General features: G+C 68.5%; 26 protein-coding genes. 14 read left to right on the top strand and 12 right to left on the bottom strand.

Annotation, left to right across the window (positions count from 1 at the left end; genetic code table 11):
* Window positions 1–13: 13 nt before the first annotated feature.
* From ctaD to AC3IS2_RS12035, 10 genes are all read left to right on the top strand, one after another.
* Window positions 14–1,666 (top strand): cytochrome c oxidase subunit I, encoded by a 1,653-nt coding sequence (gene ctaD, locus AC3IS2_RS12080; protein WP_489198028.1) that lies wholly within the window; start codon window positions 14–16, stop codon window positions 1,664–1,666.
* A gap of 65 nt (window positions 1,667–1,731) precedes the next feature.
* Window positions 1,732–2,709 carry a heme o synthase gene (locus AC3IS2_RS12075; protein WP_489198027.1) on the top strand — a complete coding sequence of 326 codons (978 nt, stop codon included), beginning with the start codon at window positions 1,732–1,734 and terminating at the stop codon, window positions 2,707–2,709.
* A 4-nt stretch (window positions 2,710–2,713) separates the two neighbouring features.
* Window positions 2,714–2,944 carry a hypothetical protein gene (locus AC3IS2_RS12070; RefSeq protein ID WP_489198026.1) on the top strand — a complete coding sequence of 77 codons (231 nt, stop codon included), beginning with the start codon at window positions 2,714–2,716 and terminating at the stop codon, window positions 2,942–2,944.
* Between the two features lie 44 nt (window positions 2,945–2,988).
* The gene (locus AC3IS2_RS12065; protein ID WP_489200150.1) at window positions 2,989–3,507 is read left to right on the top strand and encodes a cytochrome c oxidase assembly protein; all 519 of its coding nucleotides are present in this window, start codon (window positions 2,989–2,991) and stop codon (window positions 3,505–3,507) included.
* Between the two features lie 55 nt (window positions 3,508–3,562).
* The gene (locus AC3IS2_RS12060; protein ID WP_489198025.1) at window positions 3,563–4,441 is read left to right on the top strand and encodes a cytochrome c oxidase subunit 3; all 879 of its coding nucleotides are present in this window, start codon (window positions 3,563–3,565) and stop codon (window positions 4,439–4,441) included.
* A gap of 59 nt (window positions 4,442–4,500) precedes the next feature.
* Window positions 4,501–4,848 carry a DUF983 domain-containing protein gene (locus AC3IS2_RS12055; protein WP_489200149.1) on the top strand — a complete coding sequence of 116 codons (348 nt, stop codon included), beginning with the start codon at window positions 4,501–4,503 and terminating at the stop codon, window positions 4,846–4,848.
* Window positions 4,845–5,582: an SURF1 family protein gene (locus AC3IS2_RS12050; protein WP_489198024.1), complete on the top strand. Its 738-nt coding sequence runs from the start codon at window positions 4,845–4,847 to the stop codon at window positions 5,580–5,582. The genes AC3IS2_RS12055 and AC3IS2_RS12050 overlap by 4 nt, the downstream gene beginning before the upstream one ends.
* 50 nt (window positions 5,583–5,632) lie before the next feature.
* A complete protein-coding gene (locus tag AC3IS2_RS12045; protein ID WP_489198023.1) occupies window positions 5,633–6,847 on the top strand; it encodes a M16 family metallopeptidase in 1,215 nt (404 codons plus the stop codon).
* A 42-nt stretch (window positions 6,848–6,889) separates the two neighbouring features.
* The gene (locus AC3IS2_RS12040; RefSeq protein WP_489198022.1) at window positions 6,890–7,513 is read left to right on the top strand and encodes a GNAT family N-acetyltransferase; all 624 of its coding nucleotides are present in this window, start codon (window positions 6,890–6,892) and stop codon (window positions 7,511–7,513) included.
* Window positions 7,510–9,177, top strand: a complete 1,668-nt coding sequence (locus AC3IS2_RS12035; protein WP_489198021.1) for a putative bifunctional diguanylate cyclase/phosphodiesterase — start codon at window positions 7,510–7,512, stop codon at window positions 9,175–9,177. The genes AC3IS2_RS12040 and AC3IS2_RS12035 overlap by 4 nt, the downstream gene beginning before the upstream one ends.
* 16 nt (window positions 9,178–9,193) lie before the next feature.
* Here the strand turns inward: AC3IS2_RS12035 and AC3IS2_RS12030 are convergent, their stop codons facing one another.
* On the bottom strand, window positions 9,194–9,763 hold the full coding sequence (locus AC3IS2_RS12030; protein ID WP_489198020.1) for a YqgE/AlgH family protein: 570 nt from the start codon (window positions 9,761–9,763) through the stop codon (window positions 9,194–9,196).
* Window positions 9,764–9,900: 137 nt separating this feature from the next.
* Between AC3IS2_RS12030 and AC3IS2_RS12025 the strand changes: the two genes are divergently transcribed.
* On the top strand, window positions 9,901–10,389 hold the full coding sequence (locus tag AC3IS2_RS12025; RefSeq protein ID WP_489198019.1) for a peroxiredoxin: 489 nt from the start codon (window positions 9,901–9,903) through the stop codon (window positions 10,387–10,389).
* Between the two features lie 23 nt (window positions 10,390–10,412).
* On the top strand, window positions 10,413–10,859 hold the full coding sequence (locus tag AC3IS2_RS12020) for a very short patch repair endonuclease (protein WP_489198018.1): 447 nt from the start codon (window positions 10,413–10,415) through the stop codon (window positions 10,857–10,859).
* Here AC3IS2_RS12020 and AC3IS2_RS12015 read toward each other — a convergent pair.
* The 5 genes from AC3IS2_RS12015 to AC3IS2_RS11995 form a co-directional block, all read right to left on the bottom strand.
* Window positions 10,817–12,709 carry an ATP-binding protein gene (locus tag AC3IS2_RS12015; RefSeq protein ID WP_489198017.1) on the bottom strand — a complete coding sequence of 631 codons (1,893 nt, stop codon included), beginning with the start codon at window positions 12,707–12,709 and terminating at the stop codon, window positions 10,817–10,819. The two genes, AC3IS2_RS12020 and AC3IS2_RS12015, sit on opposite strands and share 43 nt — an antisense overlap.
* 67 nt (window positions 12,710–12,776) lie before the next feature.
* A complete protein-coding gene (locus AC3IS2_RS12010; RefSeq protein ID WP_489198016.1) occupies window positions 12,777–13,814 on the bottom strand; it encodes a quinone-dependent dihydroorotate dehydrogenase in 1,038 nt (345 codons plus the stop codon).
* A complete protein-coding gene (locus AC3IS2_RS12005) occupies window positions 13,811–14,167 on the bottom strand; it encodes a DUF952 domain-containing protein (RefSeq protein WP_489198015.1) in 357 nt (118 codons plus the stop codon). Before AC3IS2_RS12005 ends, AC3IS2_RS12010 begins: the two co-directional genes overlap by 4 nt.
* Window positions 14,164–14,661 carry a SixA phosphatase family protein gene (locus AC3IS2_RS12000; protein ID WP_489198014.1) on the bottom strand — a complete coding sequence of 166 codons (498 nt, stop codon included), beginning with the start codon at window positions 14,659–14,661 and terminating at the stop codon, window positions 14,164–14,166. Before AC3IS2_RS12000 ends, AC3IS2_RS12005 begins: the two co-directional genes overlap by 4 nt.
* Window positions 14,662–14,670: 9 nt before the next feature.
* A complete protein-coding gene (locus tag AC3IS2_RS11995) occupies window positions 14,671–15,441 on the bottom strand; it encodes a class I SAM-dependent methyltransferase (protein ID WP_489198013.1) in 771 nt (256 codons plus the stop codon).
* A gap of 270 nt (window positions 15,442–15,711) precedes the next feature.
* On the opposite strand from AC3IS2_RS11995, the gene gloB reads away from it, so the two are divergent.
* Window positions 15,712–16,440 (top strand): hydroxyacylglutathione hydrolase, encoded by a 729-nt coding sequence (gloB, locus tag AC3IS2_RS11990; RefSeq protein ID WP_489198012.1) that lies wholly within the window; start codon window positions 15,712–15,714, stop codon window positions 16,438–16,440.
* Here the strand turns inward: gloB and AC3IS2_RS11985 are convergent.
* From AC3IS2_RS11985 to AC3IS2_RS11960, 6 genes are all read right to left on the bottom strand, one after another.
* Entirely contained in the window at window positions 16,437–16,751 is a 315-nt protein-coding gene (locus AC3IS2_RS11985; RefSeq protein ID WP_489198011.1) for a YdeI/OmpD-associated family protein, read from the bottom strand. The two genes, gloB and AC3IS2_RS11985, sit on opposite strands and share 4 nt — an antisense overlap.
* Window positions 16,752–17,178: 427 nt before the next feature.
* Window positions 17,179–17,925 (bottom strand): DUF4908 domain-containing protein, encoded by a 747-nt coding sequence (locus AC3IS2_RS11980; RefSeq protein WP_489198010.1) that lies wholly within the window; start codon window positions 17,923–17,925, stop codon window positions 17,179–17,181.
* Window positions 17,926–18,054: 129 nt separating this feature from the next.
* Complete coding sequence (gene phbB, locus AC3IS2_RS11975) at window positions 18,055–18,780, bottom strand: acetoacetyl-CoA reductase (RefSeq protein WP_489198009.1); 726 nt, start codon at window positions 18,778–18,780, stop codon at window positions 18,055–18,057.
* A gap of 100 nt (window positions 18,781–18,880) precedes the next feature.
* Window positions 18,881–19,951 (bottom strand): NAD(P)-dependent alcohol dehydrogenase, encoded by a 1,071-nt coding sequence (locus AC3IS2_RS11970; RefSeq protein ID WP_489198008.1) that lies wholly within the window; start codon window positions 19,949–19,951, stop codon window positions 18,881–18,883.
* 77 nt (window positions 19,952–20,028) lie between these two features.
* Window positions 20,029–20,778 (bottom strand): DUF72 domain-containing protein, encoded by a 750-nt coding sequence (locus tag AC3IS2_RS11965; protein WP_489198007.1) that lies wholly within the window; start codon window positions 20,776–20,778, stop codon window positions 20,029–20,031.
* 153 nt (window positions 20,779–20,931) lie between these two features.
* Window positions 20,932–21,375: a hypothetical protein gene (locus AC3IS2_RS11960; RefSeq protein ID WP_489198006.1), complete on the bottom strand. Its 444-nt coding sequence runs from the start codon at window positions 21,373–21,375 to the stop codon at window positions 20,932–20,934.
* 120 nt (window positions 21,376–21,495) lie between these two features.
* Between AC3IS2_RS11960 and AC3IS2_RS11955 the strand changes: the two genes are divergently transcribed.
* Entirely contained in the window at window positions 21,496–22,275 is a 780-nt protein-coding gene (locus AC3IS2_RS11955) for a LytTR family DNA-binding domain-containing protein (protein WP_489198005.1), read from the top strand.
* Window positions 22,276–22,314 lie beyond the last annotated feature (39 nt).

The raw sequence follows: 22,314 nt of genomic DNA, 5'->3' as shown, positions 1-22,314 counted from the left end.
GAGCCCCACGATCATGGCCACCGCTGCCGCAACGCACGACGATCATCACGATCACAAGCCGGGTTTCTTCACCCGCTGGTTCCTGTCGACGAACCACAAGGACATCGGTCTTCTGTACCTGGTGTTCGCCATCTTCACCGGTCTGGTGGGCGGCGCCCTGTCGGGTCTGATCCGCTGGGAACTGGCTGAGCCGGGCATCCAGCTGTTCAAGGAAGGCACGATCATCCAGCAGCTGGGGATCGTTGAGGCCTCCAAGCACGGCTACAACGTCACGGTCACGGCCCACGCCCTGATCATGGTCTTCTTCGTCGTCATGCCGGCGACCATGGGCGGCTTCGCCAACTACTTCACGCCGATCATGATCGGCGCGCCGGACATGGCCTTCCCGCGGATGAACAACATCTCGTTCTGGCTGCTGGTCGCGGCCTTCATCCTGCTGGTCATCTCGATGTTCGTCGACGGCGGCCCGGGCAAGGGCTTCGGCGGCGGCTGGACGGCCTATCCGCCGCTCTCCACCATGGGCCACACGGGTCCGTCGTTCGACCTGGCGATCTTCTCGCTGCACGTCGCCGGCGCCTCGTCGATCCTGGGTGCGATCAACTTCATCACCACCATCTTCAACATGCGCGCGCCGGGCATGACCCTGCACCGCATGCCGCTGTTCGCCTGGGGCGTGCTGATCACGGCCTTCCTGCTGCTGCTGTCGCTGCCGGTTCTGGCGGGCGCCATCACCATGCTGCTGACGGACCGCAACTTCGGCACTTCGTTCTTCGATCCGGCCGGCGGCGGCGACCCGGTGATGTACCAGCACCTGTTCTGGTTCTTCGGCCACCCCGAAGTCTACATCATGATCCTGCCGGGCTTCGGCATCATCTCGCACATCGTCTCGACCTTCTCGAAGAAGCCGATCTTCGGCTACCTCGCCATGGCCTACGCCATGGTCGCCATCGGCTTCATCGGCTTCATCGTCTGGGCGCACCACATGTACACCGTGGGCATGAGCATCAACCTGCGCGCCTACTTCGTGGCCGCGACGATGATCATCGCCGTGCCGACGGGCGTGAAGATCTTCAGCTGGATCGCCACCATGTGGGGCGGCTCCATCACCTTCAAGACGCCCATGCTGTGGGCGATGGGCTTCATCTTCCTGTTCACCCTCGGCGGCGTGACCGGCGTGGTCCTGTCGAACGCAGGCATCGACTACAGCCTGCACGACACCTACTACGTCGTGGCCCACTTCCACTACGTGCTGTCGCTGGGCGCCGTCTTCTCGATCTTCGCGGGCTTCTACTACTGGTTCGAGAAGATGTTCGGCGTGAAGTACAACGAGTTCCTCGGCGCGACCCACTTCTGGATCATGTTCGTCGGCGTGAACCTGGTCTTCTTCCCGCAGCACTTCCTGGGTCTGCAGGGCATGCCGCGTCGCTACATCGACTATCCGGAAGCCTACACCTACTGGAACCAGATCTCGTCGATCGGCTATCTGATCACGGTCGTCGGCGTCGCCGTCTTCCTGGTCATGCTGCTGGAAGCCGCCGTTCGTCGCCGTAAGGGCGAGGCCAATCCGTGGGGCGAAGGCGCCACCACCCTGGAGTGGACTCTCTCGTCGCCCCCGCCGCACCACCAGTTCAACGAACTGCCGGTGGTCAAGGCGGACAACCACTGATCCGAAACCGGATGAACCCTTGAGAGGCCGCCCTTTCGTAACCGGAAGGGCGGCCTTTGGCTTTTATGACCATGACTGACCGCCCCGATCGCGAGACCCCCCTCGTCACGACCTCCCAGCCGGAAGACTTCTTCCAGCTGCTGAAACCGCGCGTCATGTCGCTGGTGGTCTTCACCGCCGTGACTGGACTGGTGGTCGCGCCGGGGCGCCCCAACTTCCTTCTGGCCGCCATCGCCGTGCTGTGCATCGCCGTGGGGGCAGGGGCCGCCGGCGCCCTGAACATGGCGCTGGAGGGCGAGACCGACGCCCTGATGCGGCGCACGCGCGGCCGTCCCGTCGCGGCGGGCCGCGTTCGCAAGAATGACGCCATGGCCTTCGGCGTCATCCTGTCGATCTTCTCGGTCATGCTGCTGGGCATGACGACCAACTGGCTGGCCGGCGGCCTGCTGGCCCTGACCATCGTCTATTACGCCGGCTTCTACACCCTGCTGCTCAAGCGCCGGACGCCCCAGAACATCGTCATCGGCGGCGCCGCGGGGGCCTTCCCGCCGGTGATCGGCTGGGCCGCGGTGACGGGCGACGCGCCGTGGCAGGCCTGGCTGCTGTTCCTCATCATCTTCCTATGGACCCCGCCGCACTCCTGGGCCCTGGCCCTCTATTCGGCCGGCGACTACGCCAAGGCGGGCATCCCGATGATGCCGGTGGCGCGCGGGGCCAAGTCGACCCGGCTGCAGATCCTGATCTACAGCCTGATCTTCGTGCCGGTGGCCATTGCTCCGGCCTTCCTGGGTCTGGGCGGCGTCGTCTATCTGGCGGTGTCGGTCGCCGGCGGGCTGTTCTTCCTGGCCCTGGCGGTGCGGCTGTGGCGCTCGCGCGCCGGCGACCAGCCGGACAAGGCCGAGGCGGTGGGGCGAGAGGCCGCATTGTATGACGTCCGGGCCGAGGCCAAACCGGCCCGCAACCTGTTCGCCTTTTCCATTCTGTATCTGATGGCGCTGTTCTCGGCCCTCCTGGTCGAGCAGCTGCCGGGCCTGGGAGCCTGACCGCGTGACCCGTCCGAATTTCGTCAAACTGACCGAAGAACAAGTGCGGGCGCGCAAGCGCCGCAACGTCGCCATCGCCCTGGGCCTGGTCGGCTTCATTGTCCTGGTCTTCATCGTCACCGTGGTGAACCTTCAGCGCAACACCGAGGCCCGCAAGGCCGCCGAGGCCGCCGCCGTCGCCACGCTCGAGCGCGCTGATCCGGCCCTGCCGGCCCCTGCGGAGCCCGCGCAGTGAAGGATCGCAAGAACCTCATCGCCCTGATCTGCGCCGCCGTGGTCATGGGCATGACGGGCGCGGCCTTCGCCGCCGTGCCGCTGTATCGCCTCTTCTGTCAGGTGACGGGTTTCGACGGCACGGTGATGAAGGCCGAGGCGGCGCCGACGCAGATCCTGGACCGCAGCGTCCTGATCCGCTTCGACACCAACGTCCGCGACCTGCCGATGACCTTCAAGGCCGAACAGGTCAGCCAGCGCGTCCGCATCGGCGAAACCGGCATGGCCTATTTCAACGTGACCAACACCTCGGATCAGCCGATCCACGCTACGGCGGCCTACAATGTCGTGCCCGAGCGCGCCGGACCCTACTTCCAGAAGCTGCAGTGCTTCTGCTTCGAGGGGCAGGAGATCGCGCCCGGCGAAACCAAGGCCTTCCCGGTCCAGTATTTCGTCGCGCCCGAGCTGGCGACCGACGCCGAAGCCAAGGGGGTGCGTGAAATCACCCTCAGCTACACCTTCTATCCCACCAAAGGGTTCCAGCAGGCCGCTTCCGGCCAATCCCCTGTTGGCAAAGCGGGATAGCGGGCGCTATAGCCCCTGTTATAACGATCTCTCGCCTTAATTCAGAGACCCTGGAATGGCCGACGCGCACGCGAAACCGCAACACGACTACCACCTGGTGGACCCGAGCCCCTGGCCGCTGATCTCGTCCATGGCCTGCGTGGTCATGTTCGTCGGCGCGGTCATCTGGATGAAGGGCCTGTTCGGCCTGCCGGAAGGCACCAAGTACGTCTTCTTCGCCGGTCTGGCCGGCGTGCTCTACGCCATGTTCGGCTGGTGGTCGGACGTGATCAAGGAATCGAAGAAGGGCGACCACACCCCGGTCGTTTCGATCGGCCTGCGCTACGGCATGGTGCTGTTCATCGCCTCGGAGGTGATGTTCTTCGTCGCCTTCTTCTGGATGTTCTTCGACATGGCGATCTTCAATGAATCGCGCGCCATCATCCCGGAAGTCGGCAACTGGATGGACACGGGCAAGGCCTGGTCGACCTGGCCGCCCAAGGGCGTCGAGCTGCTGGACCCCTGGGGCCTGCCGCTGCTGAACACCGTCATCCTGCTGCTGTCGGGCACGACCGTGACCTGGGCGCACCATGCGCTGGCGGTCGGCGACCGCAAGGCCGCCAAGCTGGGTCTGCTGATCACCGTCCTGCTGGGCGTTCTGTTCACCGGCGTTCAGGCCTACGAGTATCAGCACATCATCCACGAGCACCTCTTCTTCAACGAAGAAGCGGCCCAGTCGGGGCTCTATGGCTCGATCTTCTTCATGGCCACGGGCTTCCACGGCTTCCACGTCCTGGTCGGCACCATCTTCCTGGCGGTCTGCCTGCTGCGCCTGCAGATGGGCCAGATGACCCCGCAGAAGCATTTCGGCTTCGAAGCCGCCGCCTGGTACTGGCACTTCGTGGACGTGGTCTGGCTGTTCCTGTTCGCCTTCGTCTACGTCACCTTCGGGTGAAGCTGAGCGAACCAGCTGCTGCACTTCAAACGGCGCGGGACGAACAGTCCCGCGCCGATTTGCTTGGCGGTCAGGCCATCCGCGCCGGCCTTCTGGGCCGCTGCCCCAACTGCGGGCAGGGGCGCCTGTTTCAGGGCTTCCTCAAGGTTCGCCCGACTTGCGAAACCTGCGGCCATGACCTCGCCTCGATCGAGACCGGCGACGGCGCCGCCACCTTCATCATGCAGATCGCCGGCTTCATCGTCGGCTTCACGGCCCTGGCGGTCGAGATCGCCTGGCATCCCCCCATCTGGCTGCACCTGATCGTCTGGCTGCCGTTGGTCGCCGCCCTGGCCCTGGGCCTGATGCGGCCCGGCAAGGGGCTGATGACCGCCCTGCAGATGCTGCGAACCCGAGACCCGAAATGACCGCTGCCGTCCGCCCGCGCTTCCCCGTCGTCCTGACGGTCCTCGCCGTCCTCCTGCTGGGCGTCCTGCTGACGCTCGGCGTCTGGCAGGTGCAACGGATGCAGTGGAAGGAAGGGCTGATCGCCGGGGCCGAGGCCGCCGCTGACCTGCCGCCCGTGCCGCTGGCCGAGGCGCTGAAGGCCGAGAACCCCGAGTTCCGCCGTGTGATCCTGACCTGCCGCGGCCTGGCGGCGGCGCCCTGGGTCGAGCTGCAGTCCATCGAGAACAGCGACGCGGGCGTGCGGCTGGTCTCGGCCTGCCGACCTGAAGGGATGGAGGGCGAGGGCGGCCCGACCCTGCTGGTCGATCGCGGCTTCGTTTCCGCTGAGATTTCGGCCCGTCCGCCGGTCCAGGCCGACGACGCCATGCCCATCGTGATCACGGGCGTCCTGCGCCGTTCGCCCCCGCCCAGCGCTCTGACGCCGCCGCCGGCCGAGGGCCGCTTCTACGGCCGCGACGCCGAGGCCATGGCCCGCGCGTTGAAGGTCGAGGGGCCTGTGTCGCCCTTCACCGTCTTCGCCGTGACCTCGACCAATCCCGACTGGGCCGCGCTGAAGCCCTCGGCGCCGCCCGCCGCCTTCTCGAACAACCACCTCGGCTACGCCCTGACCTGGTTCGGTCTCGCCGCCGCCCTGATCGCCTTCTATGCAGTGCTGCTGCGCCGCCGCATGACCCGCAAGGACACCGCATCCTGACCGCTCGCCTTCACACCCTGTCCAACGGCGTCCGCATCGTCTGCGACCCCATGCCCGGTCTGCGGACCTTCGCCCTGACCGTCGCCGTGCGCGGCGGGGCGCGGATGGAGGACGAGACCCGCTCCGGCTGGTCGCACCTGCTGGAGCACCTGGTGTTCAAGGGCGCCGGCGACATGGGCGCGCGCGACATCGTCGAGCGGATCGAGGCCGAAGGCGGCTCGATCAACGCCGCCACCGGCTATGAGCGCACCAGCTTCGAGATCCGCGCCCTGCACGGCTCGCTGCCCCTGGCCATGCAGGTGGTGTCCGACCTGGTCTTCCGCCCCACGCTCGATCCCGCCGAGATCGTCCGCGAGAAGGACGTCGTGGCCCAGGAGATCGCCGAGGCCTTCGACACCCCCGACGACCACGTCTTCGAAATGGCCCAGACGCGGGCCTACGCCGGTCAGGCGCTGGGGCGGCCGATCCTGGGCACCGTCGACAGTTTGGCGTCCGCCGACCGCGCCGCCGTGGCCCAGTGGCGCGCCCAGCTCTATTCGCCCGACCGGATGGTGGTGGCGGTCTCCGGCGCGGTCGATGAGAACGAACTGCTGGCCCTGGCCGAGCGCTGGTTCGGTCAGGAAGCCGCAACACCGCTCGATCCCCTGGCGCCCGCTGTCTTCGTCGGCGGCGAGGCCAAGCTGACCCGCAAGATCGAACAGGCCAACCTCGTCTTCCAGTTGCCGACCATGGGGGCGCTGGACGCGCGCCTGCCGGCCCTGCGCCTGTTCACCGAAATCCTCGGCGGCGGCATGGCCTCGCGCCTGTTCCAGAGCGCCCGCGAGGACCGGGGCCTGGCCTACGCCATCGACGCCTATCAGGAGGCCTATGAGGACGCCGGGCTGCTGGGCGTCTACGCCGGGGCCGCCGCCGACCGGGCGGTGGAGCTGGCCGAGGTCTGCGCCGCCGAACTGCTGGACCTGGCCGAGAAGGGGCCGACGGACGCCGAACTGTCGCGCGCCAAGGCCGTCCTGAACGCGACGCTGTGGATGGCCGACGAAAGCCCCGCCAGCCGAGCGGGCCGCAACGCCGCCCAGACCCTGATCTTCGGCGCGCCCGTCTCGTCCGAGGACAGCGCCGCCCGCATCCTGGCCCAGAGCCGCGACGACCTGCGCGCCGTGGGGCGCGACATGGCCTCGGCCGGGCGTTCGGCCTCGGCGGTCCTTGGCCCCAAGGCGGCGGCGCCCGCGGGCGCGGCTTTCGCGGCGCGTCTGGTGGGCCGCTAAGTCGTGGCTGGCGTCGGGCGCGGGCTCAGGTAGTCTGCCGTCATGGCCCTGTTCGACTGGATGGCCGAGGCGACCGGACCCGTCCTGCGCGGACAGGGGGTCTTGCTGCGTCCGCCGCGGCCTTCGGACTATGCGGAATGGGCCGAACTGCGCGGCGGGTCGCGCGACTATCTTCAGCCCTGGGAGCCGGCCTGGGCCGAGGACGACCTGACCCGGGCGGCGTTTCGGCGGCGGCTGGGCGTCTATGCCCGCGAGATGGAGCTGGGCACAGCCTGGCCCCTGTTCGTCTTCGATCCCGATGAAGAGGCCCTGATGGGGGCCATCACCCTGTCCAACATCCGGCGCGGCGTGGCCGAGACGGGGACGCTGGGCTACTGGGTGGGCCAGCCCTATGCGGGGCAGGGCGTGGGCACGGCGGCGGCGCGGGCCATGCTGGGCTTCGCCTTCGGGGTGCTGAAACTGCATCGGGTCGAGGCGGCCTGCGTGCCTTCGAACCAGGCTTCGCGTCGGGTCCTCGAAAAGGCGGGCTTCCGCCACGAAGGTTTGGCGAGGGCTTATCTGAAAATTAACGGCGCATGGGCAGATCATCTGCTGTTCGGCGTCATCGAGGACGAGTTTGTCCCTGACCCGGCCGCGTTCAGTTCTTACATCCGGGATTCGCTTTGAGCACACGATCCAGAGCGCTGGCCTGGGACCCGACGACGGCGATCGAGGCGCTGGCCGCCGCCGACGCCGCCCTGTGGATCTGGACCCCGGCCGACGACCAAATTCGCTTTACCGGGGCCACGCGCGCCTTGGGCCTCGGCCCGCTGGCGCCGGAATGTTCGGGCGCCGCCTTCGCCGCCCTGGCCATGCCCCAGGACCGCGCCCTGGCCGACCGTCTGCTGAAGCCCCAGGCCGAGGGCACCGAGATCGCCGTGCGTCTGCGGATGCGCGGGTGCGAGACCTGCCTGTGGCGCGGGGTTTGGCTGGAGGACGGCCTGCGCGCGGCCGGCGTGGTCGCCCTGGAAACCAAGTTCGCCGGCGCCGACCGAGACACGCTGACGGGTCTGCTGGACCGTCGCACCTTCCTGGTCCGCGCCGCCGAGACCCTGGCCGTGCCGGGGCAATATGAGCTGGTGGTGGCCGACGTCGACCGGCTGCGTCGTCTGAACGAGGCTCTGGGGCACGAGCGCGCCGATCTGGTCCTGTCGGCCCTGGGCTCGCGGCTGTTGGGCGCCTTCGCCCAGGACAGCTCGCCCGCTCGCATCGGCGAGGACGAGTTCGCCATCCTGACGCGACGCGGCGCCACGGGCGCGAGCGAACTGGTGCGCGAGGCGCTGGAGCAGCCGCTGCGGGTCGCCGGCTTCGACATCTACCCGACCGTCTCCATCGGCGCTGTCGCGGCCGAGGGCGGGCCGGACGCGCCCGATCCCGCCGAACTGCTGCGCCGGGTCGAACTGGCGGTTGAACAGGCCAAGTCGGCGGGGCGCGGCGGGGCGGCGGCCTATGGCCGGGCGCTGGAGTCCGACAGCCTGTCGCGGTTGGCGCTGGAAGCCGATCTGCGCAACGCCTTCGTGCGGGGCGAGATCGAGGCCTTCTATCAGCCCATCGTCAATCTCAACAGCGGCGCGGTCGCCGGCTTCGAAGCCCTGGTGCGCTGGCGCCACCCCCGGCGCGGCTTGGTGCCGCCGGACGAGTTCCTGACCCTGGCCGACGAAATGGGCCTGATGAACGAACTGGGTCTTCTGATGATGACCCAGGCGGCGCGCCAACTGGCCGAGTGGCTGCAGCGCCACCCCAGCGCGGGCAAGCTGTTCTGCAGCGTCAACCTGTCGGTCGGCGAGATCGAGCGGCCGCATCTGGTCGAGGACGTGGCCCGCATCATTCAGGAAACCGGCCTGCCGCGCGGCGCGCTGAAGCTGGAAGTCACCGAGGGCGACATCATGCGCGACACCGCGCACGCCGCCGAGGTCCTGACGCAGCTGCGCGAGGCCGGGGCCAGCCTGGCGCTGGACGACTTCGGCACGGGCTTCTCGTCCCTGTCCTATCTGGCGCGGCTGCCCTTCGACACGCTGAAGATCGACCGCTACTTCGTTCTGACGATGGACAAGGACGAGGGCTCGGCCAAGATCGTCAAATCGGTCGTCAACCTGGGCCGCGACCTGTCGCTGGAGGTCGTCGCCGAGGGGGTGGAGAACGCCGGGCTGGCGCGTCTGCTGCTGGACGCCAGCTGCCACTACGGCCAGGGCTTCGGCTATGCCCCCGCCCTGCCGGCCCAGGAGGCCGAGGTCTATCTGAACGAGTCGCTGGCCGACGGCACGGCGCCGATCAAGGCGCGCTCGGCCTAGGCGCGCCTGATCGCCTTCAGGCGCGCCCGCTCTGAGCGGACAGGCGGGCGGCGTCGATGCCCAGACCCGCCAGCGCCCGGCTCCATTTGGTCTGGTAGTCGCCGTCGAAGATCAGCTCGGCATCGGCGTCGGCGGTCAGCCAGACGTTCTCGCCGAGTTCCTCCTCCAGCTGACCTTCGCCCCATCCCGCGTAGCCCAGCAGCAGGATCGACTGGCGCGGGCCTTCTTCGACGTCGGTCATGGCGCTCAGGGCGTCGCGGGTGCCCGTCATGGCCAGGCCGTCGCCGAAGGTCAGGGTGGCGTCCTCGCTGGACCAGTCGTCGGTGTGCAGGACGAAGCCGCGCTCGCGCTCCACCGGCCCGCCGATCAGGACCGAGCGGCCCTGCATGGCGTCGGCGTTCGGCGTGTCCAGCTTGGCCAGCACTTCGGACAGGGTGACGCCCGGCGCCGGCTGGTCCAGCCGCAGCCCCATGGCGTGCTCGTCGTCGTGGGCGCAGATCAGGATGACGGCGTGGCGAAACCGATCGTCGTCGATGCCTGGCATCGCCACCAGAAGACGCCCGGTCAGGGAGGAAAAGGCGGTCATGCCCCTATCATCGGCGGCCGACGCTTCGGGCGCAAGGCGCGCATGGAACGAAGTGCGCTTGGCGATCCTTGTCCGCCTCTCTATCTGACAATCGAACGCCGCCCGGATTCCCCGGGCCTTCAGCCCGGAGCTTCCGCATGACCATCCAGATCGGCGACCGCATCCCCGACGCGACCCTGACCACCATGACCGCCGACGGCCCCAAGCCGGTGACGACCAGCGAGCTGTTCGCGGGCAAGACCGTGGCCCTGTTCGCCGTCCCCGGCGCCTTCACCCCGACCTGCTCGGCGCGCCACCTGCCGGGCTACAAGGACAACCGCGCCGATCTGGCCGCCAAGGGCGTCGACACCGTGGCCTGTCTGTCGGTCAACGACGCCTTCGTCATGGGCGCCTGGGCCCAGTCCCATGAACTGACCGGCGCTGACGACATCGTCATGCTGGCCGACGGCAACGGCGACTTCACCCGCGCGGTCGGCCTGGCCCTGGACGCCAAGGGCTTCGGCATGGGCGAGCGGTCGCAGCGCTACTCCATGCTGGTCAAGGACGGCGTGGTCGACCAGCTGAATGTCGAGCAGGGCGGCGAGTTCAAGGTGTCCACGGCCGAGCACCTGCTGGCTCAGCTCTGATCCGGTCTGTCATGGGGTGATCCATGACCGACGTCTTCACCCCGGAGAAACGCAGCGCGGTCATGCGCCGGGTGAAGGGGCGCGACACCGCGCCTGAACTGAAGGTCCGGCGGATGCTGCGCGCCGCCGGGATCGGCTACCGTCTGGGCGGCTGCGGCCTGCCCGGACGGCCCGACGTGGTGATGAAGGGGCGCAGGGTCGCCCTCTTCGTCCACGGCTGCTTCTGGCACGGCCACGACTGCCCGCGCGGGGCGCGAAAACCTCAGACCAACCCTGACTACTGGGCGGCCAAGATCGCGCGCAATCGCGCCCGCGATGTCCGGGTCGAGGCGGAATTGACGGCGGCGGGCTGGCGCGTCGTGACGGTGTGGGAGTGCCGCCTGCGCGAGCCGGGCTTCCCTGAACGGCTAGTGGCGCAGGTCCGCGGTCAGGCCGCCGCGCTCTCCGCCGTCGCTTCTTCCAGCACCTGAGACAGGGCCTGAAGCAGAGAGCCGGGCGTCAGGGGTTTGGAGACGAAATAGTTCATGCCGGCGGCTGTGCAGGCGGCGATGTCCTCGGGCGCGGTGTCGGCGGTGACGGCGATGACGGGCGTCGCGGCGTTGACGCCGCCCGCCGCGCGCAGGCGCCGCGTGGTCTCGCGGCCGTCCAGCTCGGGCATCCGCACATCCATGAAGATGACGTCGAAGGGCGCGCCTTCGCAGGCCTGAAGCGCGGCCAGCCCGTCCTCGGCCATGGCGATCTCGCAGTCCACGGACTGCAGGATCAACTGGATGGCGCGGCGGTTGATGGCGTGGTCGTCCACCACCAGAACCCGCAGCGGGCGCTCGCCGTCCGATGGGGGCGCGTCCTCGGCGACTGCGTCCTCGGCGATTACGGGGGCGGCGACCTCCGGTTCCGGCGCGGGCGCGGGCGGCGGCGCGGCGGGCGTCGCGCGGGGCAGGGGCTTGGCGACCAGGCCGCGCGCTTCGGGCGTCAGGGTGGTCTGGATCTCGGCCCCCGAGCCACGCGGCAGGACCAGGGAGATGGTGAAGACGGCGCCTTCGCCCGGCGCGCTGCGCACGGTCAGGCGTCCGCCCATCAACTGGACTAGGTCGCGGCTGATCGCCAGCCCCAGGCCTGATCCGCCGTAAAGGGCGGCCACGCCGTCGGTCGTCTGGTCGTAGGGGGTGAACAGGCGGGTCAACTGATCGGCGCTCATGCCCGGACCCGTGTCGGCCACGGTGATCAACAGCACATGGGCGCCGTGCTCGTCCGGCCAGGCCTGAAGGCCAAGGGTGATCGACCCCGCTTCGGTGAATTTCATCGCGTTGGAGATCAGGTTGTTCAGCACCTGACGCAGCCGCATGGCGTCGCCCCGCACCATGCGCGGCAAGGTCCGGGCGCCCGCCAGGCGCAGGCGCAGACCCTTGGCCCGCGCCGGGCCGGCCCACAGGCGGGCCGTCTGGGACAGCAGCTGCCGCAGGTCGAAATCGCGGCTCTCGACGTTCATCCGCCCGGCGTCGAGCCGGGCATGATCCAGCAGGTCGTCCAGCATCGCCTTCATCATCAGGCTGGCGTCGGTGATCAGGGCGATCTGCTGACGCGCCGAGGCGGGCTTGGCGGCGTTTTCGAGTTCGGTGGCGCCCGTCAGGATGGCGCTGATCGGGGTGCGCAGGTCGTGGCCGACCGCCGCGAGGAAGGCGCTGCGGTTCGCCATGGCGGTCTCCGCCTCCTCGCGCCGGACCTCGGCGTCCAGGCGGGCGCGGCTTTCAGCCAGGCCGACGCGGAAAATGTGCCGGCGCGTGTTCAGGCAGAAGACAGCATAGGCCAGGACGCCGATGGCGACGGCGGTGACGAAATGGGGCGGAGCGCCCCACTGAATCATGAACAGCGGCGTGAGGGCCAGATAGGCCAGCTGCGGCAGAACGGTGCAGGCGAAGACCCGCATCGAACCCGAAGACATGACCACGGAATTGACTGTGCCGGCCGACAGGAAGACGGCGGCTGCAACGCCGCCCATCGGGCCGCCGACCAGCCACAGCGGGATGGTCAAACTGCCCAGGAAGCCGGCGTTGAGGATCAGCACCAGGTCGCCGGACAGTCCGCGCCACCCGGACGGTTCCTTGACCCGCCCAGCGATTACGGGCGCAAAGATCGCCGCTTCAGCGAACTGGATCAGGATGTAGACCGCCAGCCAGGCCGTGCTGAACACCCAGCCCAGAACGGGACTGAACACCAATGCCGTCGCCGCGCCCATGACGAGGCGTTGCAGCATCGACTTGCGTCGCTGGCGAATGGCGGGCGCCCATACGGTCAGGGCGTCGGCGGCGGTTTGCGTCATGCGTCCTTCCGAGCAGGCGGGGTTCCGCCGATCGAGGTCATGATGCGCGGTTTGCCCTAATGCTCCGTCAACGCCCCGAACCGACCGCTTCGGACAGGTCGGCGAAGCCTTCGGCCCGCAGGCGCGCGGCCAGATCGCGCTTGATGGCGCCGACCAGTCCGGGACCGTCATAGACGAGGGCGGAATAGACCTGGACCGCCGCAGCGCCGGCGCGGATGCGGGCGAAAGCGTCCGCCCCGCTTTCGATCCCGCCCACCGCGATCAGCGGCAGGCGTCCGGCGGCGGCTTCGGCTGCGGCCTCCAGGGCCTTCTGCGCGAAGGGCTTGAGCGGCGCGCCCGACAGGCCCCCGGCCTCGCCCGCGAAGGCGGATTTCAGCGAGGCGGGGCGCTCCAGCGTGGTGTTGGAGACGATCAGCGCGTCGATGCCGTGGGCCAGCGAGGCCTCGACGATCATGCCGATCTCTTCGCCGACCAGGTCGGGGGCGATCTTGAGGAAGACGGGTGCGCCGTCGGCAGGGCGGGCCTCGTTGATCCGGCCCAGCAGGTCGTCCAGCGCCTCGCGGCCCTGAAGCGCCCGCAGGCCCGGCGTATTGGGCGAGGAGATGTTGATGGTGAAATAGTCGGCCAGACCCGCCAGACGGCGCAGGCCTGCCACGTAGTCCGCCGCCTTGTCCTCGGTGTCCTTGTTGGCCCCCAGGTTGGCGCCGATGGCCGTGCGTTTCGGACGCCGGGCCAGGCGCGCGGCGAAAGGCTCCAGCCCCTCGTTGTTGAAGCCCATGCGGTTGATGACGGCGCGGTCTTCCGACAGGCGGAACAGGCGCGGCTTGGGGTTGCCCGGTTGGGCGCGCGGCGTGACCGAGCCGCATTCCACCGCGCCGAAGCCGAGACGCGACAGGCCCTCCAGCGCCTCGCCGTTCTTGTCGAGACCGGCGGCCAGGCCGACCGGATTGGACATCTCCAGCCCGGCGATGCGGGTCTTCAGGATCGGATCGTCGGCGCCGGGGGCGGGCAGGGGCGTGACCTGCAGGGCGCGGATGGCCAGCCGGTGCGCGGTCTCGGGGTCCATCTGGCGCAGGAGGACGGCGCCGAGGTCGGTCAGGCTCATGGATTCTCGCTCAGGATCATTTCGCCAGCCTCTGTCACCGACAGCGCGCGCGCGCCCCGCGTCGCCGCGATGGGCAGGGGGCCGTAGATATGGGGAAACAGGGCGCCGCCGCGCGACGGCTCCCAGACCAAAGTGTCGCCCAGCGCGCTGAGATCGACCTCGACCAGCATCAGGTCGGCCTGACCCGCATAATGCTTGGCGGCGGTCACGGCCAACTGGTCGGCGGCGGACAGGTGGATATAGCCGTCGGCGTGGTCGACGGGCGAGCCGTCATAGGCGCCCTCGGCCAGGGTCGCCCGCCAGTCGGCGCGGCTCAGGATCTTGAAGGCCGTGGTCGGCAGGGCGTCGGTCATTTTTCGAGATCGTGCGGCGTCAGCCAGCCCTCATAGGAAGGGCGTCCCGCGACATCGACGGTGAAGACGGCCGCCGCCCCGGTGGGGAAGCCGCCGCTCATCTTGTCCAGCACGCTGGGCGAGGCTGCGCTCTCGATCAGATACTCGACCGCCAGCTGGTGCACGCCCGGATTATGCGCCACCAGCAGCAGGCAGCCGGCCTCGTCTTCGGCGGATTCGACCGCCCGGCGCAGCGCATCCGCCGAGGCGTTGTAGAGGGCGGGAAGCAGATGCGCCTCGACGTCGCCCATGGATTCACTGACCGCGTCCCAGGTCTGATGCGTGCGGCGGGCGCTGGACACCAGGGCCATGTCGGGACGCAGGCCGCGTTCGGCCAGGGCGCGGCCCATGGCCAGGGCGTCGTCGCGGCCGTGCTTGGACAGGGGGCGGTCGATGTCGCCGCCGGGGGCGGTCTTCTCGGCCTTGGCGTGGCGCATCAGGATCAGTCGCTGCATGGGCTCGCCTTAAGGCCGTTTGCGCGCGCCGACCAGAGCATGGGCGGGCGGTCCATGGTCGCGCGAGGCGGGCGAGGGGGTCAGCGCCGGGCGCGCCGCCATCACAGCCTGGGCCAGACCCTGCGGGCGGATGCGGGCGTAGGACTGTCGCGAGGCCTCCAGCATGATCAGGCCCGCGGCCCCTGGAAAGACCCAGCGGCCCACCTGTTCGAAGCCGTCGGCCAGCGGCAGCAGGGGCCGCCACGGCGGGACATAGAGGGCCTGGGACCAGGCGGCCGGCTCCAGCCCGACCTCGCGCACCAGCCGCTCCAGCTGGCTGCGGGTGAAGGGGCGACCGTGGCCGAAGGGCGTCGTCTCGGCCCGCGCCCACAGACCGCCGCGCGCCGCCGTGGCCAGGATGATCCGCCCGGCCGGAGCCAGCGCCCGCACCGCCTCGGTCAGCAGGGCCAGGGGATCGTCGGCCTCCTCCAGCGCATGGACCAGCAGGATGCGGTCAAAGGTTCCGGCGGCGAAGGGCAGACGTTTGTCGTCGACCAGGACAGTGCGGTTGCGCCCTGCCGCCGCCCATTGTTCAGCGCCCTGTCCGCCCGGCATGGCGGCGATCACGCGCCGCGCGCCGACGAACCCGCCCAGCCAGGGGGTGGCGTAACCGATGCCCAGAACGTCGCAGCCCTCAGCCTCGCCCCAGGCGTCGTCCAGCCGCCGCGCCAGCATGCGCCGCACCAGCACGCCGGTCGGCTCGCCGTAGAAGGTGCGAAGATCGTCGATGCTGCGCCGCATGGACGCCATTATGGCTGAAATCGCGATGAATGTCGGCCTTTCCCGCCCCAACCAAACCGCTCATCCCCACGGAGGCGGGGACCCAGTACTTTGGCCGCAAGCGCCCTGCCCAATGGCTAGCGGCAATCCGGCGATAGAGCTTGAAGTTCTCACTGGGTCCCCGCCTCCGCGGGGATGAGCGGAAAATGTGAGGCCGCCTGCCAATCCCAATTGGTTCTGGCGCTATTCTCGGGATGCGGCCCTGCTAGGATGGGTCTGATTGGAGGCCTCATGACCCTGACCGTGCGCCAGTTCGCCTGCCTGTCCGACAACTACGGCTTCCTGATCCGCGACGAGGCGACGGGGATGGTCGCGACCGTGGACACGCCGGACGCCGAAGCCGTCCTGGCCGAGATCGAGGCGTCGGGCTGGGGCCGGCTGGACCTGATCCTCAACACCCACTGGCACCCGGATCACACCGGCGGCAACGAACGGCTGAAGGCCGAGACCGGCTGCGAGATCGTCGGCCCCGAGGAGGTCCGCCGCGCGGCCCCGCTGGACCGCGTGGTGGCGGGCGGCGATGTCGTGCGGCTGGGCCAGACCGTGTTCGAGGTCACGGCTGCGCCCGGCCATACCCTGGGCCACGTGGTCTATCGCGCGGTCGAGGATCAGATCGCCTTCGTCGGCGACACCCTGTTCGCCCTCGGTTGCGGGCGTCTGTTCGAGGGCACGCCCGAACAGATGTGGGACAGCCTGAACCGCATCGCCGCCTGGCCCGAGGCGACCACGCTTTATTGCGCCCACGAATACACCGCGTCCAACGCCCGCTTCGCTCTCAGCCTGGACGACCGGCCGGAGATGCAGGCCCACGCCGAGGCGATTTTCGCCGCCCGTGAACGGGGCGAGCCGACCGTGCCGACCAGTGCCGGGATGGAGCGCCGCTTCAACCCCTTCCTGCGCGCCGCCGACGCCGCGGACTTCGCCGCCCGCCGCGCGGCCAAGGACGGCTTCAGGGGCTAGGGCTGGCCCTTCGCCTTGCCGTCGATCAGGACGGCCTGTTGCCAGCGGCTGGGCGCCTTGTCGGTGCGGTGGATGCAGCCGACCCAGCAGCAAGGGCGCTTCTTGCCCTCCAGCAGTTCCTCGGCTGTGCGTTCGATGCGGCGCTGGCGGGTCGCCGGCTGTTTCGCGTCCTCCACCCAGCAGATGAACTCGTTGCGACCGAGCGGGGTCAGGTCTTCCCATAGCCCAAAGACCCTGGGATCGGCCCGCAAGGCCGCCTGAAGGTCCGCGCCGGCCTCATGGACGACGCCATGTGGAAAATCACTCGCCATGAAGCCTCCGAGACATGCGGCCCTGACGCCGCGTTCCGAGCTTGTTCGCGGCGCGACGGAATGTCCACCACGGGTCGTGAAACCAAGTTCGCTTAAGGGGTGGTGCGGACGTTAGGGGAGGCTTCCCGTGACGCAATCGGGCCGCGTGGCGTCTTGCGAACATGGCAAGTCGCAGTGGGAAGAATTCTTGCAAGCCTGCTTAGCCGCTCCTGCACCCAGGCTAGCCCAATTGACCTTCGCAGTAGCGCAGGCGGACAGGCCGACAGCCAGCACGACAACGGCTATGGCGGTTTGGCAGGTTTTTGTGACCTTCAGAGCGATCGGCATCATCACCATCCTGGACTTCGGATGGATCGATGTTCTTTCAGAGCGCGGTAGTTTGCAACGGCTCGAAAGCGAACTCTCGCCGCGTCCGCTGCCCTTTCCGTCAGTCCTGCGGGATCACCGCGCGGATGACGCGGGCCGAGGAGGGGCGGCCGGCGATGCCGCGCTTGGGATCGACCACGACGCGCAGGTCGCCGCGGGCGTAGCTGACCGTGGCGCGCGGGCCTTCGATGATGGTGATGCTGCGCAGGCGCTCCAGGAAGGGGCGGGCGCTGGGCGAGCGGGCGATACGGATCACCGCGTCGGTGGTGACGATCAGGGCCTCGATGCACAGGGCTTCGGATTCGTCGCCGTCGAGGTTGATCAGGACCAGCCGCCCCATGGCCTCGCTGACCAGGCCGCTGCGCCGGGTCATCAGGTTGAACATCTGCACCGGGCCGAGGGTCGGCGGCTCCAGGCTGACGGCGGGGCCGGACAGGGAGACGGGCGAGCCGCCGGGATTGCGGGCCGTATAGACGGTGACGCCGCCCGAGGGCGTGACGCGCAACACCTGCTCGCCGGCGTCGTTGCGATAGATGGTGTCGCCGCGCGGCGCCGAGGACGGGCGCAGGGCCCAGGTCTCGGTCGAGCGCTCGAACCGCAGCAGGGTCAGGGAGCCGGCGCGATCCAGCATGAAGCTCTGACCCGCCTCGGAGACGTAGCGCCCGGGGGGCGGCAGGGTGCGGGTGACGGACTGGTCGCGGATCACCCGGCTCTGTTCGACCTGGACGTTCGAGCGCAACTGAGCCGAGGCCGGGGTCGCCGCGAGACAGCCGGCCACCAGCATCAGGGCGGCGAGGTCCAGGCGCACGCCTCCGACCGTCCTGGCGCGCGGCGCCGGGACGGCGAAGCATGGCGGATTCTCCGCCTCAACCTCGACCGCAGCCATCATGGTTGAAGTCGTGGAACGCCCGAACGGCGGATTTTAGGCAAAGCCGGTTCAGCCAACCAGGTACTGGCCGCCGTTCAGCGACAGGGTGCAGCCTGTGACATATCCGGCACGCTCGCCCGACAGCCAGGACACCATGTCGGCGATTTCCTCGCCTTTTCCGAGCCTTCCGACCGGGATCTGGGCGATGATGCTGTCCAGCACCTTCTGGTCCATGGCGCCGACCATTTCGGTGTCGATATAGCCGGGCGCGATGCAGTTCACGGTCACGCCCTTGCGCGCGTTTTCCAGCGCCAGCGCCTTGGTGAAGCCGATCATCCCGGCCTTGGCGGCGGAATAGTTGGCCTGGCCGATCTGGCCCTTCTGGCCGTTGATCGAGGAGATGTTGACGATGCGGCCGAAGCCCCGGTCGCGCATGCCGTTGATGACCTGGCGCGTCATGTTGAAGACGCTGTCCATGTTGACGCGGATCACGTCCGACCACTGGTCGGCGCTCATCTTGTGGAAGAAGCCGTCGCGGGTGATGCCGGCGTTGTTCACCAGGGTGTCGATGGGGCCCAGTTCGGCCTCGACCGCCTTCACCGCCCGCTCGCAGTCCTCGAACGAGCCGACGTTGCCCTTCACCACCATGACGCCCAGTTCGCGGGCGGTCGCCGCCGCCGCCTCGTCATTGCCGGAATAGCCGGCCGCGACGGCCATGCCGTCTTCTCTCAATCGTTGGACGATCGCCTTGCCGATGCCTCGAGTTCCACCCGTAACCAACGCCACTCGCGCCATGATGCGTTTCCCTGTCCCTTGATTTGAGGCGCCGTCGTCGACGACGCCCCACCCTCAAGACTACGCTTTAGCTTGGCAAGCGTTGCCGGAGAAGACGCCGTTACGCGGCCTGGCCAATCTGGCCCATGTCGATGACGAAGCGATAACGGACGTCGGACTTTTCCATCCGCGCATAGGCTTCGTTGATCTGATGCGGGGCGATGGTCTCGATGTCGCAGACGATGCCGTGCGCGGCGCAGAAATCGAGCATCTCCTGGGTCTCGCGGATGCCGCCGATCAGGCTGCCGGCCACGCTGCGACGACGCCACAGCAGGGGCATGGCGAAGACCGGCAGACCCTCCGTCGTCAGGCCCAGCATGACCATGGTCCCGTCGCGGGCCAGCAGGTTCAGGTGGCTGGCGATTTCGTGGGTGGCCGAGACAGTGTTGATGATCAGGTCGAATTTCTCGGCCGCCGCCTTCATCGCATCCTTGTCGGAGTTGATCAGGAAGTGCTTGGCGCCCATCCGTTCGGCGTCGGCGCGCTTGCGGTCCGAGGTCGACAGGACGCTGACTTCGGCCCCCATGGCCACGGCCAGCTTCACAGCCATGTGACCCAGGCCGCCCAGGCCTACGACCGCCACCTTGGACCCCGGCCCCACCTTCCAGTGACGCAGGGGGCTGTAGGTGGTGATGCCGGCGCACAGCAGGGGCGCGGCCGCGTCCAGCGGCAGGCTGTCGGGGATCGACAGGACGTAGTTCTGATCCACCGTGATCCGGTCGGAGTAGCCGCCCTGGGTGATGGTCTGGCCGACCGCCTCGCCCTTGGGGTCAGGCGAGCCGTAAGTTTGCGTCATGCCGGGGACGCAGTACTGCTCCTCGCCCGCCTGACACGAGGAGCAGGTGCGGCAGCTGTCGACCATGCAGCCGACGCCGACCCGGTCGCCTTGCTTGAAGCGCGTGACATTGGCGCCGACGGCGGTGACGACGCCGGCGATCTCATGGCCCGGCACGATGGGATAGCGGGTGCCGCCCAGGTCGTTGTGCACGACGTGCAGGTCGGAATGGCAGACGCCGCAGTATTTGATCTCGATGGCCACGTCGTCCGGCCCCGGATCGCGCCGGTCGAAGCTGTAGGGGCTAAGCGGCGCGTCGGCGGCGGTGGCGGCGAAGGCGCGAGCGGCGATCGGCATGGGGGCGTCCTTGAGCTTGGCGGGAAGGCGCGCCGCAGATGGGACGCGCTCCGCATCGCCGCAAGACGACCCGGCGGCTATTTCAGCTTTGCGATCAGCGCCTGGGCCGCCGCCGGGTTCCGCACCTTGGCCCCCGAGATGAAGTAGGCGAAGACCGCGCCGCGCTCGGCCCATTGGCGGGTCTGGGCCGCCACGGCGTCCAGTTCGCTTGAGGTCATGCCCGTCGGCTCGTCCTCGCGGCTGGACATCAGGCGGGCGTAGCTGAAGTCGGCGGTCGCCTCGTCGATCTGGGGCCAGGTCGGGGATTCGTCATCGACGGCATAGACGATGGCCGCGCCGTATTGGCGGGCCAGATCATAGAATTCCTGACAGGCGAAGGTCGGGTTGCGGACCTCCAGGGCGTGACGCAGCCGCACGCCGTCCTTTTCCTTGGGCAGCAGCTTGAGGAAGCCCTCGAAGTCCTCGGCGTCGAACTTCTTGGTGCCCATGAACTGCCAGTTGATCGGCCCCAGCTTGTCGCCCAGCAGGGTCAGCCCCTGCGACAGGAAGCGGTCGAAGCTTTCGCCGCCCTCGGCCAGAACCTTGCGGTTGGTGCAGAACCGGCTGGCCTTGACCGCAAAGACGAAGCCGTCGGGCGTCTCGTCGCGCCACTTCATCCAGCTGTCGGGCTTGAAGGTGGAATAATAGGTGCCGTTGATCTCGATCGAGGTCAGCGCCCGGCTGGCGAATTCCAGTTCGCGCTTCTGCGTCAGCCCCTCGGGATAGAAGACTCCGCGCCACGGCTCGAAGGTCCAGCCGCCGACGCCGATGTGGATGGAACCTGTCATGGCCGAGCCTCCCTGAATGCCTGCGCCTTCATGCACCCGGCGCGGGTTCGCGAGCAACTCTTGAACCGCGCCGCTCGGCGCCTGCTGCGGCCTTGATGGTGGGCTGCCGGCGCCGCGATCTTTCGCTGGCTCCAGCAATCGCAACTTGCCTGCCTATCGCGGCACATAGCTCGTGGGTCGACGGACAGCCACCATCTGGAACCTCTGCCCGCCGTGGTACAGAACGGTCCCGCACATGGTGTCGGGCCTCCCTGTGAGGCGGCCTTCGAACAGAACCTCGCCTTCCCGAGAGGCCACCGACATGCTCACGGCCCCGCCGTCGAGCGTCAGGCGACGAACGGCGACGGTATTTGTCCTGTAGGGGGTGAGCGAGCCGGCGTAGGCGCCATCCATATGGCCCAGGGCGAGAAGGCCCGGTGAAGGCGTTTCGCCGACCTGCATCAAGACATCCCATTGGCCAGCCAGGTCGGGCGCCTCCCCCGCGGGAACGAAAGGCGCCGCCTCACACGCCGCGAGCGAAGGCGTCGTCTGTGCTCGCAGGGGCCCCGCCACGGCGAGGGCTGCGGACAGGATCAGAACAGCCGACAGGCGCTTCATGGATCTATTCTCCTGGTTCTCGCGGTTTCAGCCGCATGTCCGCCGTTTCTCGCCCGGGCGCTCACCTCGACAACCCGGAATTTCGCCAATAGCTTTTGGCGCTTCGGAGGTGCTGGGCGGATGCTGTTCACGATGCGCCAACTACCCGCCTGGCCCTTGGCGAGGCGCGCCGCGCCCGTGCTCGGGATGGGGGTGCTGCTCGGATCCGCGGGGCCGTTCGGGTCGTATCCGCCGCTCAGTGCGCCGGTTCGCTATGCCTTCTGGATCGGCATGGTGTTCGTGGGTTACGCCGCCGCGCTGGCGGCGGAGAAGCTTGTTCCCGAGACATCCATTTCGCGTCCCCTGCTGCGCCTGACTGCAACGGCGATGGTCTCCGCCTTGCCGGTGACCTTTGTCGCGGCCTGGGTGGTGCCGATCATCCGGCCAGGGCATGTGTACGACCCCGCGCAACTCCCGGCCTTGTTCTGCGTCGTCGCGGCTGTCCAGCTGGCAATCGTTTTCACGCTGCTGCGCAAGTCGAATGCACCGCCCCGACCGCCCTTGGCGCGACGCAGAGATACGTCAGGCGCGTTTCCAGGCGCTCTGCTTTCGCGCTTGCCGAGCCGGTTGGGCGAAGAGATCGTCGCCCTCGAGGCCGAGGACCACTATCTGCGGGTTCACACCATCCTCGGGTCGGATCTTGTCTTGATGCGTCTGTCAGACGCCATCGCCGCGATTGAACCTGACCGGGGTCTTCAGGTGCACAGGAGCTGGTGGGTGGCCCAGGATGCGATCTGCGAGATCGTCAGGTCGGAGCAGCGGTCTCATCTCAAGTTGACGAACGGGCTGTTGGTGCCGGTAGGTCGAACATATTCGGCTGCCGTGCGCGCCCGAACCGCCCGTCTGCCATTGGGCGACTAGCCGCCGCTGTCGTGTCACTGATGTCTGCAGAGGGCCGAA

The sequence above is a fragment of the Brevundimonas sp. KH_025 genome (genome assembly GCF_057839885.1).
Note: the sequence above shows the minus strand (reverse complement) of the source record. Positions and strands in the feature narration are given on the sequence as shown.